General features: G+C 60.9%; 14 protein-coding genes. 5 read left to right on the forward strand and 9 right to left on the reverse strand.

What is annotated here, in order from left to right; genetic code table 11:
• Nucleotides 1–16 precede the first annotated feature (16 nt).
• Nucleotides 17–493 (forward strand): bacterioferritin, encoded by a 477-nt coding sequence (gene bfr, locus BM438_RS20995; protein WP_054033607.1) that lies wholly within the window; start codon nucleotides 17–19, stop codon nucleotides 491–493.
• 107 nt (nucleotides 494–600) lie between these two features.
• On the opposite strand, the gene BM438_RS21000 is transcribed toward bfr, so the two are convergent.
• On the reverse strand, nucleotides 601–1,509 hold the full coding sequence (locus tag BM438_RS21000; RefSeq protein ID WP_093637075.1) for a LysR family transcriptional regulator: 909 nt from the start codon (nucleotides 1,507–1,509) through the stop codon (nucleotides 601–603).
• Between the two features lie 106 nt (nucleotides 1,510–1,615).
• On the opposite strand from BM438_RS21000, the gene metE reads away from it, so the two are divergent.
• Complete coding sequence (metE, locus tag BM438_RS21005) at nucleotides 1,616–3,895, forward strand: 5-methyltetrahydropteroyltriglutamate--homocysteine S-methyltransferase (protein ID WP_093637078.1); 2,280 nt, start codon at nucleotides 1,616–1,618, stop codon at nucleotides 3,893–3,895.
• Between the two features lie 39 nt (nucleotides 3,896–3,934).
• On the opposite strand, the gene BM438_RS21010 is transcribed toward metE, so the two are convergent.
• Nucleotides 3,935–5,068 (reverse strand): MBL fold metallo-hydrolase, encoded by a 1,134-nt coding sequence (locus BM438_RS21010; protein WP_093637081.1) that lies wholly within the window; start codon nucleotides 5,066–5,068, stop codon nucleotides 3,935–3,937.
• A gap of 83 nt (nucleotides 5,069–5,151) precedes the next feature.
• Between BM438_RS21010 and BM438_RS21015 the strand changes: the two genes are divergently transcribed.
• Entirely contained in the window at nucleotides 5,152–5,766 is a 615-nt protein-coding gene (locus BM438_RS21015; protein WP_093637204.1) for a TetR/AcrR family transcriptional regulator, read from the forward strand.
• A 3-nt stretch (nucleotides 5,767–5,769) separates the two neighbouring features.
• Here the strand turns inward: BM438_RS21015 and BM438_RS21020 are convergent, their stop codons facing one another.
• From BM438_RS21020 to oxlT, 4 genes are all read right to left on the reverse strand, one after another.
• Nucleotides 5,770–6,201: a PAS domain-containing protein gene (locus tag BM438_RS21020; protein ID WP_093637084.1), complete on the reverse strand. Its 432-nt coding sequence runs from the start codon at nucleotides 6,199–6,201 to the stop codon at nucleotides 5,770–5,772.
• A 113-nt stretch (nucleotides 6,202–6,314) separates the two neighbouring features.
• Nucleotides 6,315–7,565 (reverse strand): formyl-CoA transferase, encoded by a 1,251-nt coding sequence (frc, locus tag BM438_RS21025; protein WP_093637087.1) that lies wholly within the window; start codon nucleotides 7,563–7,565, stop codon nucleotides 6,315–6,317.
• A 25-nt stretch (nucleotides 7,566–7,590) separates the two neighbouring features.
• Entirely contained in the window at nucleotides 7,591–9,333 is a 1,743-nt protein-coding gene (gene oxc, locus BM438_RS21030) for an oxalyl-CoA decarboxylase (protein ID WP_093637090.1), read from the reverse strand.
• A gap of 63 nt (nucleotides 9,334–9,396) precedes the next feature.
• On the reverse strand, nucleotides 9,397–10,728 hold the full coding sequence (gene oxlT / locus BM438_RS21035; RefSeq protein WP_093637093.1) for an oxalate/formate MFS antiporter: 1,332 nt from the start codon (nucleotides 10,726–10,728) through the stop codon (nucleotides 9,397–9,399).
• A gap of 495 nt (nucleotides 10,729–11,223) precedes the next feature.
• Here oxlT and BM438_RS21040 point away from each other — a divergent pair, with 495 nt between their 5' ends.
• The gene (locus tag BM438_RS21040) at nucleotides 11,224–11,613 is read left to right on the forward strand and encodes a hypothetical protein (protein WP_093637096.1); all 390 of its coding nucleotides are present in this window, start codon (nucleotides 11,224–11,226) and stop codon (nucleotides 11,611–11,613) included.
• A 78-nt stretch (nucleotides 11,614–11,691) separates the two neighbouring features.
• On the opposite strand, the gene BM438_RS21045 is transcribed toward BM438_RS21040, so the two are convergent.
• Together BM438_RS21045 and BM438_RS21050 are read right to left on the reverse strand one after the other, a co-directional pair.
• The gene (locus BM438_RS21045) at nucleotides 11,692–13,038 is read right to left on the reverse strand and encodes a 2-hydroxycarboxylate transporter family protein (RefSeq protein WP_093637099.1); all 1,347 of its coding nucleotides are present in this window, start codon (nucleotides 13,036–13,038) and stop codon (nucleotides 11,692–11,694) included.
• Nucleotides 13,039–13,302: 264 nt separating this feature from the next.
• On the reverse strand, nucleotides 13,303–14,286 hold the full coding sequence (locus BM438_RS21050) for an aldo/keto reductase (protein ID WP_093637102.1): 984 nt from the start codon (nucleotides 14,284–14,286) through the stop codon (nucleotides 13,303–13,305).
• A 108-nt stretch (nucleotides 14,287–14,394) separates the two neighbouring features.
• On the opposite strand from BM438_RS21050, the gene BM438_RS21055 reads away from it, so the two are divergent.
• A complete protein-coding gene (locus BM438_RS21055) occupies nucleotides 14,395–15,294 on the forward strand; it encodes a LysR family transcriptional regulator (protein ID WP_093637104.1) in 900 nt (299 codons plus the stop codon).
• Nucleotide 15,295: 1 nt separating this feature from the next.
• Here BM438_RS21055 and BM438_RS21060 read toward each other — a convergent pair whose 3' ends face one another.
• Entirely contained in the window at nucleotides 15,296–15,964 is a 669-nt protein-coding gene (locus tag BM438_RS21060; protein ID WP_093637107.1) for a Vgb family protein, read from the reverse strand.
• Nucleotides 15,965–15,974 lie beyond the last annotated feature (10 nt).

Below are 15,974 nucleotides of genomic sequence, written 5' to 3' on the forward strand. Positions count from 1 at the left end.
GAATAGAGGAGGCGGTATGCAAGGAGATGCCAAGGTACTCGAATACCTGAACGCGCAATTGAAGAATGAGCTGACCGCAATCAACCAGTACTTTCTGCATGCCAGAATGTATGGTCATTGGGGTCTGAAAGGTCTCGGCAAACACGAGTACGACGAATCAATCGGCGAGATGAAGCACGCCGATCTGCTGATCGAGCGCATCTTCGTGCTGGACGGTTTGCCGAATTTGCAGGACCTCCACAAATTGCTGATCGGCGAGGAGACGCAGGAAATTCTTGAGTGCGACCTCAAGCTCGAGCGGATGTCGCAGGCAACGTGCAAGGAAGCCATCGCCTACTGCGAGACGGTTAGCGATTACGTCTCACGCGCGATCCTTACCCATATTCTCGACGACACCGAGGAACATATCGACTGGCTCGAAACCAATCTGGAGCTGATCGACAAGGTGGGGATTCAGAACTATCAGCAATCGGCAATGGAGTCACCGGAGTAAATCCGTCGAGACCCCCCGGGCGGCGAAGTGAACCGACGATCAGCACTACGTCGTCACGCACTCCGGTCGCCCGTCAACGCATCGAATTCTCCAGATACGCTCAGCGTTCAGCCGGTTTTTTCTGGCGCGTTCCAGTCCGATTCGCGCGCGAGTTCGACGAACGCTTTCAGATAATCGATCGCCGCGTCTGTCTCGCGCACGCCGAGAAAAATCTGCTTGGCAATGCCTCGCTTGCCCAGTCTGACCGGACTGATGGCGACCTTGCCGGCGTACTCTTCCACCAGCCAGCGCGGCAGCGCGGCGACGCCCCGTCCACTCGCCACCATCTGCAACATGATGTCGGTGGTTTCAATGACCTTGTGGCGCTTCGGCATGACGTTCGCCGGCATCAGAAACTGGTTATAGATATCCAGCCGATCGATTTCCACCGGATACGTAATGAGGACTTCATCCGCCAGTTCCTCCGGCGGAACAAAGGACAACTGCGCGAGTCGGTGTCCGGGGCCGACTACCAGCACCTGCTCGTAATCGAACACCGGCTCGAAGCGTAGACCGGGTTTTCGCAACGGATCCGGCGTAACCAGAATGTCGATGTCGTAACCGAACAGAGCGCCAATGCCGCCAAACTGGAATTTCTGTTTGACGTCGACATCCACGTCCGGCCAGCGCGCGAGATACGGCGAGACCACCTTGAGCAGCCACTGATAGCAGGGGTGGCATTCCATTCCAATACGCAGCGTGCCGCGCTGCCCCTGGGCGTATTGCTTCATCCGTTCTTCCGCGTGTTCCATTTGCGGCAGCACGCGGTTGGCAAGCGCCAGCAGATATTGCCCTGCCTGGGTCAGACGCAGGTTTCGGCCCTCGCGATCCCACACGGCGGTGCCCAGGTGTTGCTCCATCTTCTTGACGGTGTGACTCAGTGCCGATTGCGTCAGGCACAGCACGTTGGCCGCCGCGGTCAGGGAGCCTTGCCGGTCCACTTCCCGAATGATCGTCAGATGGGTTCGTTCAAGCATGGCGAGTCCATGAAGAAAACTAATTGATCGATGAAATAATGCCATTATATTTCATGAGTCATCCATCCTATGATCGAGCCGTTCATTTTCGGAGCAGCTCATCACCATGGTTACGACACACAATCTGGGTTTCCCCCGCATCGGCGCAAAGCGTGAGCTGAAGTTCGCTCAGGAGCAGTATTGGAAAGGCCAGTCGTCGCGCGACGAACTGAAAAGCCTGGGCGCGCAACTGCGTCAGCGCCACTGGGAGAACCAGTCCGGCCTCGATCAGGTTCCGGTTGGCGATTTCTCGTTCTATGACCAGGTGCTCGACACGAGCTTCATGCTGGGCAATATCCCGGAACGGGTCTGGGGTTTCGAGGGTGACGCGCTCGACAATTACTTTCGCGTTGCACGTGGCCGCTCCGCGCATGATTCCGCCTGCAGCTGCGGCGTGCAGGCAGGCGAGATGACCAAGTGGTTCGATACGAACTACCACTACATCGTGCCGGAATTCAGCGCGTCGACCGAGTTTGCGCTCGATGCTTCGCACCTCCTCGATCAACTCGCCCAGGCTCGCGCGCTTGGCGTCAAAGCCAAGCCGGTCATCATCGGGCCGGTGACGTATCTATGGCTCGGCAAGGCGAAGGACGATTCGGACAAGCTCGCGCTGCTGCCGCGCCTGTTGCCCGTGTACGCGGCTCTGCTCGAGCAACTGGCGGCGCAAAACGTGAAGTGGGTGCAGATCGATGAACCGGCGCTGGTCACCGAGCTCAAGCCGGCATGGCAACACGCGTTTGCCACGGCGTACGACGCGTTGAAGACCACCCGCGTGAAGCTGCTGCTGGCAACCTATTTCGGTGAGCTGCGCGATAACCTCGCGCTTGCTTGTGGATTGCCGGTTCAAGGTCTGCATGTCGATGCGATCAACGGCCGTGGAGAGATCGAGCAGGTCGTCGCACGCTTGCCCGCCGACAAGATTCTGTCGCTTGGCGTCATCAATGGCCGCAACATCTGGAAGACCGACCTGAGCGCGGTGCTGGAATGGCTGACGCCGATTCATCGGACCTTGCAAGCTCGATTGTGGATCGCGCCGTCGTGTTCATTGCTGCATGTTCCGGTTGACCTGAACAGCGAACAGAAGCTCGATCACGAAATCCGTTCGTGGCTCGCCTTTGCCCTGCAAAAACTCGATGAACTGAAGATCATCGCAAAGGCGCTGAACGACGGACGCGAGTCGGTGCAGGCCGCGCTCGCCGACAATCAGGCCGCCATTCAGAGCCGTCGCACGTCGCCCCGCGTGCACAACCCGGCGGTCAAGGCCGCGATCGCGAAGATCGATGCCGCGTTGGGACGTCGCGCCAGCGCCTATCCGCAACGCGCCGCCCGGCAGTCCGCGCTGTTGAACCTGCCGGCTTACCCGACCACCACCATCGGCTCATTCCCGCAAACCGCCGAAATTCGCCAGGCGCGCAGCCAGTTCAAGCGTGGTGAACTGGACGAAGCCGGCTACAAGACGGTGATGCAGCACGAAATTGCGCGCAGCGTGCAGGAACAGGAAGCGCTGGGTCTCGACGTGCTCGTGCATGGCGAAGCGGAGCGCAACGACATGGTCGAATACTTCGGCGAACAACTCGATGGTTACGCGTTCAGCCAGTTCGGCTGGGTGCAGTCGTATGGCTCGCGGTGCGTGAAGCCGCCCATTCTGTTCGGCGACATCAGCCGTCCCAAGGCGATGACGGTCGAGTGGATCACGTATGCGCAATCGCAGACCGCCAAGCCGATGAAGGGCATGTTGACCGGCCCGGTCACGATCCTGAACTGGTCGTTCGTGCGTGACGATCAGCCGCGTTCGGTTTCCTGCTATCAACTGGCGCTGGCGATCCGCGAGGAAGTGCTGGACCTGGAGAAGGCAGGTGTACGCGTGATTCAGATTGACGAAGCGGCGCTGCGTGAAGGTCTGCCGTTGCGCAAGTCGCAGTGGAACAACTACTTGCAGTGGGCGGTGGAATCCTTCCGCATCACGGCAAATGGCGTGCAGGACGAGACGCAGATCCACACGCACATGTGTTACTCGGAGTTCAACGACATCATCGCTTCGATCGCCGATATGGACGCTGACGTCATCACGATCGAGACGTCGCGCTCGGACATGGAATTGCTGGACGCCTTCGACCACTTCAATTATCCGAACGAAATCGGCCCGGGCGTCTACGACATCCACTCGCCGAATATCCCTAGCCAGGAGCACATCGTGAATCTGATGCGCAAGGCGGCTGAACGGATTCCGGCTGAGCGCTTGTGGGTGAACCCCGACTGCGGCCTGAAGACGCGTGCGTGGGAAGAAGTCATTCCTGCATTGAAGAACATGGTTGCGGCAGCGAAAACGTTGCGCGCGGGCATCTAATCAAACCGACTGAGACGACGCTGCGCGAGGTCGTCGACCTCACGAATTCGCTTGCCGGGTCTGGCGGCAGAAGAACCGGCGCAGCGGTGTCCTCGACTCTCGCGCACTCTCGGTCTCGGCGACTTCGCGCCACCACTTCTCGCCGCGGTGCGGCGAGGCCAGGTCCAGCCGCTCACCCATGCGGGGCGTCGACAGCGGAATGCCGCGCGCGGCGGTGAGTCCGATCACGCGCTCGTACGGTTCCTGCCAGCGATGCATCGCCAGATCGAACGTGCCGTTGTGAACCGGCACCAGCCAGCGGCCACGCAAATCGACGTGGGCCTGGACGGTCTCGTCGGGCTGCATGTGGACGTACGGCCATTGCGCGTCGTAGGCGCCGGTTTCGAGCAGCGTCACGTCGAAGGGACCCAGCCGTTCGCCAATGGCCTTGAATCCGTCGAAGTAGCCCGTGTCGCCGCTGAAGAACACGCGCAGCGCGTCATCGACGATGACCCACGAAGCCCACAAGGTGCTGTTGCCGTCGAACAGACTGCGGCCGGAGAAATGCTGCGCCGGGGTTGCCGTGAACGCCAGGCCGTCGATTTCGGCGCCCTGCCACCAGTCGAACTGGCGGACCTTCGACGCCTCAATACCCCACTCGATCAGACGGTCGCCGACGCCCAGCGGCGTCAGGAATACGCCTGTCTTCGCAGCGAGTGCCAGCACGGTCTCGCGGTCCAGATGGTCGTAGTGGTCGTGCGACAGAATTACGCCGCGCAACGGCGGCAAGTCTTCGAGGGCAATGGGCGGCGCGTGAAAGCGCTTCGGACCGAAGCGCCGGAACGGCGATGCACGTTCAGCGAAGACCGGGTCGGTCAACCAGAACTGACCCCGCAGCTTGATCAGCATGGTGGAATGCCCGAGGCGATACAGGCTCCGGTCCGGTGCGGCCTGGAGTTGTTCGCGCGTCAGCGCATCGACGGGCAGGGCGCCCGCCGGCGTCGTGCCGGCCGGCTTGTTGAGCAAAATATTCCAGACGATGCTCAAGGTCTTGCCGAGTCCTTCGACAGGACGCGGTTTGACGTTACGAAAGCGCTCGCCGTCGTGCTGAGCCGACATATCGAACGATTCACGCCCCCGTTGCGCAGCCGTCAGCCCCAAGGCGCGGCGAATAGAACCGGTAAACGATGTCATGCGGGCAGCCTCGAAGCGGAAAGTAGACTGCTCAGTGTAGTTTATTTTCGAGAAAAGTAAACTGCCCGGTGTAAAATTTAATGATGAGCACCAGTGAACCCACCCTCCGCCTGACCGACCGCAAGCGCGCCGCCGTCATTGGGGCGGCAATCGAAGAATTTCTCGCGGCCGGCTTTGACGCGACCAGCATGGACCGAATCGCCGCACGCGCGGGCGTCTCGAAGCGGACGGTCTACAACCATTTTCCGAGCAAGGAAGCGCTGTTTGCGGCGATCCTGGGGCAGTTGTGGGAGTCGAGCGACACGGGCGAGGTGACGGCTTATTCGGCCGCGCATCCGTTGCGTGCGCAGTTGCTCCAGCTTCTGTTTAAAAAGCTGGCCCTTCTGAATAACGAGGCGTTTCTGTCGCTGGCACGCGTTGCGATCGCGGCGGGCATTCATTCGCAGGAACGCGCGCGCGACATGGTCGCTCGCATGGGCGAGCGCGAAGAAGACCTGACAGTGTGGATTCGCGCAGCCGCTGCTGATGGCCGCCTCAAGACGTCGAACCCGATGTTCGCCTCACAGCAGTTGCAGGCTCTCGTGAAAGCGTTCGCGTTCTGGCCGCAGGTGACGATGGGGCAGCCACCCCTCAGCGCGGATGAGCAAAGGCACGTCGCGGAATCTGCGGCCGATATGTTTCTTGCGCGCTACGCCTGACGCTCACGCGCCAGCGGATGCTTCCAGTTCCGCGAGACGCTTGCGTAGTTGGCGATCCTCCTGGAAGCGGCTGGTCTCGTCGCGGATCACGGCGACGATGCCGGTGAGCTCGTTCTGCGGCGAATGCAGCAATGCGACCGTAAAGGCAATCGACAGCGACCGCCCGTCCTTATGGACGGCAGGAACACGCAGCACGTCGTTGCCATAACGGGTTTCGCCCGTTGCCATGGTCTTGTGATAACCGTCCCAATGGCGGCCGCGCAAACGTTCCGGAATGATCAGGTCCAGCGACTTTCCCAGTGCCTCGTCCTGCGTAAAGCCGAACATGCGCTCAGCGCCGGGGTTCCATAACGTGATGCTGCCGGCGGCATCGGAAATGATGATCGCGTCGCCGATTACGTTGACGAGTTGCTCGAAGTCGATAGCGCTTTGCATGGCGCTCCCCGGAAGTAAAACCGCAGATCCTTGAATTGAATACGGCGCCCGCTGAGGGGCGCCGTATTCACAGGCCCGAGCCTACGCCCAGGCCCGTAGCGTAAGTAACACTATTAAACCGCTTTGATTTCGTGCAGGTTGAAGATGTCCTGCCGGCTGTAGCCGAGGCTCGCCAGCACTTCATCCGTGTGTTCACCGAGCAGCGGCGACGCAGTCACTTCCGGCTTCATGTCCGAGAACTTGATCGGACTGCCGACCGTCAGATATGTGCCGCGTTTCTTGTGCGGCACTTCGACGATCGTGCCGCTCGCGCGCAATGACGGATCGTTGGCCAGTTCTTTCATTGTCAGCACCGGCGCGCACGGAATATCGAACTTGCGCAGAATGTCGACCGCTTCGAACTTGGTCTTGTCGGCAAGCCAGGCTTCGATGGTGCCGAAGATCTCGAAGATATGCGGTTGACGTGCTTCAGCGGTCTTGTAGGCCGGATCGTCGATCCACTCGGGTTTGCCGAGCGCCTTGCAGATCGGCTCCCATGCATGGCCCTGAATCGTGAAGTAGATGTACGCGTTCGGATCCGTTTCCCAGCCCTTGCACTTGAGCACCCAGCCCGGCTGACCGCCACCGCCCGCATTGCCGCCGCGCGGCACCACGTCGCTGAATTCGCCGTGCGGATACTGCGGATATTCCTCGAGATAGCCCACGCGTTCCAGCCGTTGCTGGTCGCGCAGCTTCACGCGGCACAGGTTCAGCACGCTGTCCTGCATCGACACCGCGACCTTCTGGCCCTTGCCGGTTTTATCGCGTCCAATCAGTGCGGTCAGAATGCCGATCGCCAGGTGCATGCCGGTGTTGCTGTCGCCGAGCGCCGCGGCGCTGATGGTCGGCGGGCCGTCCCAGAAGCCAGTGGTGGAGGCCGCGCCGCCCGCGCATTGCGCGACGTTTTCGTAGACCTTCAGGTCGTCGTAGTGATGGCCGTCGCTGAAGCCCTTCACCGAAGCGACGATCATCTTCGGATTGAGTTCGTTCAGGCGTTCCCATGAAAAGCCCATCCGGTCCAGCGCGCCCGGCCCAAAATTTTCGACCAGCACGTCGGATTCGCGAATCAGCTTTTCCAGTACTTCCTTGCCCTCGGGCTTTTTCGTGTCCAACGTGAGCGACTTCTTGTTGCTGTTGAGCATCGTGAAGTAAAGCGCGTCGGCGTCGGGGATGTCGCGCAACTGGTTGCGCGTCACGTCGCCCGAACCCGGTCTCTCAACCTTGATCACGTCGGCGCCGAACCAGGCGAGCAACTGGGTGCACGCAGGACCGGCCTGAACGTGGGTGAAGTCGATGATCTTGATGCCTTCGAGTGGTTTGGTCATTTGATATCTCCGTGGTTACGCTGGATCACTTTTTCATTGCCGCGCTTTGCGGATTCAGATTGGTCAGGCGGCCGCTTTCGGTGCCCGCCGCTTCGTCGATGACGGCGTTGATCAAGGTCGGCTTGCCGGACGCGATCGCTTCGAGCAGCGCCTTCGTCAGTTCTTCCGGTGTCGTCGCGTTGTAGCCGACACCGCCGAATGCCTCGATCATCTTGTCGTAGCGCGCGCCCTTCACGAACACGGTCGGTGCGACGTCCTTGCCGCCGGTCGGGTTCACGTCGGTGCCGCGATACACGCCGTTGTTGTTGAAGACGATGGTGCAAACCGGCAGGTCGTAGCGGCAGATGGTTTCGAGTTCCATGCCGCTGAAGCCGAACGCGCTGTCGCCTTCGATCGCGACAACCGGTTTGCCGCTCGTCACCGCCGCGCCGATCGCGAAGCCCATGCCGATGCCCATGATTCCCCACGTGCCGGAATCGAAGCGCTTGCGCGGCTCGTACATGTCGATGATGCTGCGCGCGTAGTCGAGCGTGTTCGCACCTTCGTTGACGACGTTGATGTCCGGGCGTGTCTTCAGCACGTCGCGGATTGCACGCAATGCGCTGTGGAAATTCATCGGCGACGGGTTCTTGTCGAGCGTGGCGGCCATCTTTGCGAGGTTCTTGCTCTTGCGCTCGGCGATCGCGCCGGTCCACTCAGCGCTCGGCTTTGCGAATCCCGCATCCAGACCGGCACGCAATGCCGCCACGCACGAGCCGATATCGCCGATCACCGGCGCGGCGATCGCGACGTTGCTGTCGATCTCGGTCGGCGAAATATCGACCTGGACGAACTTCTTCGGCTCCGCGCCCCACGTCTTGCCCTTGCCGTGCGAGAGCAGCCAGTTCAGACGCGCGCCGATCAGCACGACCACGTCGGCTTCCTGCAGCACGAACGAACGTGCCGCCGACGCCGATTGCTCGTGCGTATCGGGCAACAGGCCCTTGGCCATCGACATCGGCAGATACGGAATGCCGCTTTGCTCGACGAACGCGCGGATCTCCGCGTCAGCCTGCGCGTAAGCCGCCCCCTTGCCGAGCAGGATCAGCGGACGCTTGGCGCTCTTCAGCACATCGATTGCACGCTTGACCGATTCCGGCGCCGGCAACTGACGCGGCGCGGCATCGACCACTTTGACCAGCGATTGCTGCGCCTTGACGGCGTCCAGCGTTTGCGCGAGCAGCTTGGCCGGCAAGTCCAGATACACGCCGCCCGGACGCCCTGACACCGCGGCGCGAATCGCTCGCGCCACGCCGATGCCGATGTCTTCGGCATGCAGCACGCGATACGCGGCCTTCGCATACGGCTTGGCCGCATTCAACTGATCCATTTCTTCGTAATCGCCCTGCTGCAGATCGACGATTTCACGCTCGCTCGAACCGCTGATCAGGATCATCGGGAAGCAGTTGGTGGTCGCGTTGGCGAGCGCGGTCAGGCCGTTCAGAAAGCCGGGCGCCGACACGGTCAGGCAGATACCCGGCTTTTGCGTCATGAAACCGCTAATCGCCGCTGCATTGCCCGCGTGCTGCTCGTGACGAAAACCGATGAAACGCATCCCTTCCGCTTGTGCAAGCCGCGCGAGGTCGGTAATCGGGATGCCGACCAGTCCAAAGATGGTGCTGATGTCGTTCAGTTTCAGCGCGTCGATGACGAGATGAAACCCGTCGGTCGTCTCGGCCGCTTGTTGTGTCGAAGTCTCTTCTACTGTTTGCCGGTCGGCTTCTGCCATGATGCTGCTCCTTGGTCGCGGGACGTTATGGATTTGTCGTGAGTGGCGAGTTCACGTTGTTGTTCATTCAGGTGAGCCGCCTGGCGACGGCCGCAGGCGCGCTTCGGCGATCACTACGCCAGCCGGCGCGCCTGAGTTTTCGATCCAGCGTTTTCTCATGGGGGCGAGGATGAATTTCGCGGATACTGCTGCCGCGATCGACACCACCGCTGCCGAAATGAACACGGTGCTCCACCCGCCGCTGGCCGACAGCACCGAGGCGAGCGGCACCAGCATCGACGCGGTGCCCTTCGCGGTATAAAGCGTGCCGGCATTGGCCGCGGCGTATTTGCTGCCGAACGTGTCCGCGCAGGTCGCCGGGAAGATCGAGAAGATCTCGCCCCAGCACAGGAACACGGCGGCGGCGAAGAACATGAAGGCGTACGGGTTGTGGCCGAACTGCATGAGCCCGAGCAGCGCGACGCCTTCACCGAGAAAGATCATGAACATCGTGTTTTCACGGCCGATGCGATCCGACAGAAACCCGCACAACGGACGCGTAAAGCCGTTGCACAGGTTGTCGATCGAGAGCGTCATCGTGAGCAGCGGCAGCGTGATGCCCATCAGGTTCACCGGCAGCTTGGCGAAGCCGAATTCCTTCGCAATCGGCCCGAGCTGGGCGGTGGCAATAATGCCGCCGGCTGCGACGAATACGAACATCAGATACAGGACCCAGAAGAGCGGCGAACGGATCATCTCGCCGGGCGTGTAGTCGATCTTGCTGGCGACCACGCGTTTGGCTGCCACCGCGAATGCAGGAGGTTTCGGCCGTACCAGCATGGTGGCGAGCAGCAGAATGCAGACGCCCTGGAAAATGCCGAAGAACATGAACGTGTGCTCGTAACCCGAGCGCTGGATCATGTTGGCGATGGGGATCACGGTGACGGCCGCGCCCGCGCCGAAACCTGCCGCGGTCAAGCCGGCAGCGAGACCGCGCTTGTCCGGAAACCATTTGAGCGCCGTGCCGACGCAGGTGCCATACACGCAACCCGCTCCGATGCCGGCGATCACGGCCGCGATGTAGAGTTCGACGAGACTGCTCGCATGCGCGTCGATGATCCAGCCGAGCGCCGCGCACACCGAACCGCCGATCACAACCGGGCGCGGCCCGAACTTGTCGACGAGCCAGCCTTCGATAGGCACGAGCCAGGTTTCAGTGACGATGAAGACCGTGAAGGCGGTCTGAATGGCTGCCTGGCCCCAGTGATGGGCGTTGTCCATCGGGACGACGAACAGCGTCCAGGCGTATTGAAGATTCGCGACCAGCCCCATGCATACGATGCCGATTGCTAGCTGCACCCAGCGGTTTTGCCGGAACGGCGTACTGCCTGTCCCGGATACGTTGGTATGTCCCATGTCCTTCGTCTCCTGTATATTCCGTCGCGCTCGAGCGGCGCGTTGGACCTACGTGATCGAATCGCTTCATCGCCGGTTTGTCTGTTGGCAATCAAGCGCCATTGGTCGGCCAGAGGGAATTGCACTGACGAAAACCGTTGCCCGTCGATCTCACAACAACTGGGTAAAAGGCGTTTCGCGTGGAGCGCGTCTGAAGGATGCTGCGCGCGAACAGCGATAAGTAAAAGTTAAAACATTTTATGGTTAGCATTAGGCATACCGAATGGATGGGTATGCCGGTTCTGATTGCGGGTCATGAGCAACGAGGCTCTGCGTCGACTGAGCAGGGATGTGGTGCACAGCAAGAACAAACGGATGCTTTCCGGTGCGTTTACGGATCGGCAGAGGAATCTATATATAAGCAAAACGTTATAGTTTTTCGAAAAAACTTTAACTGTTGTTTATCTATGCGCGCTCCTATTCTTCGTCATGCCAACCTGCCTGAAGGAGACGACCATGAACCCGTCCCAGTTCGACGCCCGCGACAACGCGCACGATGCTGAAGTAGAGGCGCAACTGTGCGCCTATAACAGTGCTTTCGATGAACTCGGCCTGCGCTTCCGTTGGGATGCGCGCACGCTGGCGTTGCTAGCCACGATCGACGACGAGGAGGCGCAGATTGCCGCGTACATCGAAGCTCATCATCCGCACTTGCTGAAAGCGTATAGCGTCGGGTTTCTGAGCCGGGCCATTCTCGAGCGGAAAAAGGCGCGCTATCCGGCGCGCGTATCGATTCACGTCGAAAGCGCGCAGCATCCGACCCGCGTGGTACATCAGCCGCAGATGAGCAGCTGGCGCGAGCGCGTGTCGTATGAGATGGAGCTGCCGGCGCTCGCGGGTGTCTAGACGCGGCGCGCGTGTGTCCATGTTGCGACCGCGGCACCTGTGACTTGCATGGTGCCACTCGCAGTGGAGAGATACTGCCTAGGTAACCCGCGACAGCACAATTAGCACGGTCGTCACCGTAATCGCACCGCCGATCCGCGTCGCGATCTGCGCGAACGGCATCAGCGTCATGCGATTGGCGGCAGTCAGGATGGCGACGTCGCCCGTGCCGCCCTGGCCGCTGTGGCAGGCGTTCACGATGGCCGCGTCGATCGGATACATCTTCATCCAGTACCCCACCAGAGCGCCGACCGCCATCAGGGTGGCGACGGTTGACACGATGGTGATGAGGGTCGGCAGGGTGAAGGAAGCCATCAACTTGTCCCATGGCGTCAGCGACACGCCAATGGCGAACAGCAGCGGGTAGGTGACCGCGGTGGAGAAAAACTTGTACACGATGTAAGCGCCCTGCTGCAACTGGGGAGACACCGCTTGCGTGAGCTTCACGACCACCGCGATAAAAAGCATCGCGACCGGCGCCGGCAGGCCGAACAGCCGCTGGCACAAGATGCCTACAACGTAGAGCGTCAGTGCGGTGATCCCCGCCGCGGCGATATGGGTCACATCCATATGCCCCGAGATTTCTTGCTGGGCAGGGTCCATCTCGTCGTGCTCGCCTGGCTGCAAACGCCCTTCGCCGGTGAAACGAGGGTATCGCTTGCCGACGAAGTTCAACGTGCCGGCGAAAATGATCGCCGCCAGGCTGCCGAGCATGACAGGAGGCAGAACGGTCGCAAACAGCACACCTGGATCCTGATGCAGGATTCCGGCGTATCCGACGGTCAGCGGAATGGCCCCTTCGCCGACTCCGCCAGCCATGATCGGTACGACGATAAAAAAGAACGTGTGATAGGCGCCAAGTCCCAGCGCGGTGCCGACGGCTGTCCCGACGGCGCCGGCCACGATCGTTCCGATACCGAGCGGCACGAAGATCTTGAGGAAGCCCTTGATCAGGACCTGCCGGTCCATGCTCAGGATGCTGCCCACAATAATGGACGCAATAAACAGGTAGAGAAAATTGGTGGACTTGGTGAACTCGATCGTGACCTTCACGATCTGCACAGGCAGCAACTTGTAGTACACCAGCGCGGACGGGATAAAGGTCGCAAAGATGGCAGCGGCGCCGATGGCGCGAATGCCCGGAATGCGCTTACCGATTTCGGCCAGCGTGAAACCGAAGAACGCAAACATGACGATCACGAGCGAGATCTCATTCGGCAGCTTGTCGATATAGACAAGCACTGCGATGAGCGCGCCGGCAATGATGTAGATCGGCAGCGGAATGATGCCGATGCGGATTTCCATCAGCCTCCACCATCCTTGGGGCCAGAAGGCCTGCTTCTTCGCCTGATCCGGCGGTAGAGGGGTGGAAGCCGCTGTCTTCATCGAAGTCTCCTGAACGGATATTCGGTTGCTTGCGCCGCTTTTTCAGTTCGCTATCGACTTTGTGGAGTGCCAAAGACACACGTCATGTATTCCGTGGCGGCTAGACGAGTTGTGCGATGTTTGGCTGAAATCTACGTTTAGTTAGTATCGTGCGCAAAGAACTCCAAGCGTAGCATCGTGTGCACGGCACGGGGTACCGTGCATACCCCTACCACGCGTTGTGCCCAACCCGCTGTCAGGTAGAGATCAGGCGCGCCAGGCGCATTAGCGATCGACGCGTTGCTGCAGATGGGCCGGATACCGGTCGCCGACCACCTTGACCTCATGCAAGGCTGCTTCGATGGCCGACAGATCGTCAGCCGACAGTTCGACTGCGGCCGCGCCGATGTTCTCTGTCAGTCGATGAAGCTTGGTCGTACCCGGAATCGGTACGATCCACGGCTTCTGCGCCAGCAACCAGGCGAGAGCGATCTGGGCGCGGGTAGCACCTTTGCCGTCCGCGATCCGGCCCAGCACTTCGACGAGACCCGCATTGGCCTTGCGGTTCTCCTCCGAGAAGCGCGGCACGATACTGCGGAAATCGGTTTTGTCGAACGCGGTGCTCGCGTCGATGGCGCCAGTGAGGAAACCCTTGCCGAGCGGGCTGAACGGCACGAAGCCGATGCCCAGTTCCTCCAGCGTGGGGAGCACCGTTTCTTCCGGCTCGCGCCACCACATCGAGTACTCGCTTTGCAGTGCCGCCACGGGTTGCACGGCATGGGCACGACGAATCGAATTCGCGCCGGCTTCGGAGAGACCGAAGTGCTTGACCTTGCCCTGCTGGATCAGATCCTTGACGGCCCCGGCGACGTCTTCGATCGGCACGTTCGGGTCGACGCGATGCTGGTAGAAGAGGTCGATGCGATCGGTGTTCAGGCGCTTCAACGAAGCCTCGACGACCGCACGAATGCGCTCGGGTCGACTGTCCAGGCCTTGGCTCACGTCGCCGTCCTTGAAACCGAACTTGGTGGCGATCACCACCTGATCGCGAAACGGCGCTAGCGCCTCGCCGACGAGTTCCTCGTTAAAAAACGGTCCGTAGGCTTCAGCGGTATCGAAGAACGTCACACCCTTTTCGAAAGCGGACCGGATCAGTTTGATGCCTTCGGACTTTTCGGTCGCGGGGCCATAGCCATAGCTCAAACCCATGCAGCCGAGGCCAAGCGCCGATACGTCGAGACCGCTGTTTCCAAGCTTGCGATGTTGCATGTTCTTGCTCCTTCCGTGCGATGTCGGTTGACGCCAACGATCTTATGCTGTTGTGATTGGCTCAACAATCTGGCTAGAATTGCACAGGGCATTGAGGAAAATTCATCTATGGCGCGCGCCGGTCTGTCCGAACTAACTGCATTCGTCGCCATTGCCGACCAGCGAAGCTTCCGCGCGGCGGCGCGTACGCTGGGGGTCTCGCCCTCGGCGCTGAGTCATTCAATGCGGGGTCTGGAGGCTCGGTTGGCGGTGCGGCTGCTTAACCGCACAACAAGATCCGTTGCGCTCACCGAGGCGGGTGAGCAGCTCCTGCGGCGGGTGCGGCCCGCCATCGCGGATCTGGAAGAGGCGGTGAATCAGGTCGCGTCGGAACACGACCGGCCGTCGGGATCGATCCGGATCAGTGCGTCGGAGGCGTCAGTGAGACCGCTGATCCGGCATGTTCTTCCTGACTTCCTCGCGGCATATCCCGACATTCACGTCGAGTTCGTCGTGGACACACGGCTTGTGGATATCGTGGCCGATGGCTTCGACGCCGGCATACGCGTCTATGACGACGTGCCGCGCGATATGATCGCCGTCCGCTTCGGGGGCGACATGCGTTTCGCAGCGGTAGCTTCGCCGGACTATCTTGCGCATCACGTACCGCCGAAAGCGCCGCACGACTTGATGCAGCACCGGTGCATCCGCTTCCGCTTTGATAGCGGCGTACTTCCCCGGTGGGATCTCGAACATCGGGGCAAAAGCGCGAATATCGATGTTGCTGGGCCGATGACGCTCGGCAATCTCAATCTGGTGATCGAGGCCGCCCTCGCCGGTATCGGCATTGCCTGGGTTCCGGAATATCATGTGTCGGAGCATCTGGCGTCGGGGCGCCTCATCCATTTGCTGCCTGAATGGAGTCCGACTTTCCCCGGTTTGTGCCTCTATTACCCCGCGAACCGCCATCCGCCGATCGCACTGAGATTGTTCGCGCAAGCGGTGCGCGACTGGGTAAGCAAGCGGTAAATTACTCGCTCGCCGACTCGACCGGGACCTCGGCGTTTCGCGCGGGGCGGCGTACGGCTCGCACCTTGCCGCTGTTTCCGCCGCCGCAGAAGAACAGATCGCCGCCGTTGGCTTCCAGCCCCGACACGGTGAGGCCAGGCGGCATCTCCAGGCTCTCCAGCACCTCTCCAGTACCAGGGTCGACGCGCCTCAACTCGCTCGCGTCGTCTTCCCAGGTGCCGTGCCAGAGTTCTCCGTTGCTCCAGGTGACGCCGGTGACGAAGCGGTTGGATTCGATCGTGCGCAGAATCGCGCCGGTTTGGGGATCGACCTGGTGGATCTTCCGGTCCTGATACCGCCCCACCCAGAGCGTTCCTTCGGCCCACGCGAGCCCCGAGTTGCCACCGCCGCCAGGCGCAGGAATGGTGGCGAGCACGTGACCGGTATCCGGATCGATCTTCTGGATGCGATCGTCGGCGATCTGGAACAGGTGCTGGCCGTCGAAGGCCGTGCCAGCCTGCGCGGCGACGTCGAACGAGCGCAGCGTTTCTCCGCTCACCGGATCGAAGGCGTTCAGCTTGTCTCCGGCGGCAATCCAGACACGCTGACCGTCGTACGTGACGCCCCCCACCTGGTTGACGCCCGGAAAGGGCCCATATTCACGGATGATTTTGGCGGTTGATTTGTTCATGTTTCGATCC

The sequence above is a fragment of the Paraburkholderia aspalathi genome, from assembly GCF_900116445.1.
Classification (GTDB): domain Bacteria; phylum Pseudomonadota; class Gammaproteobacteria; order Burkholderiales; family Burkholderiaceae; genus Paraburkholderia; species Paraburkholderia aspalathi.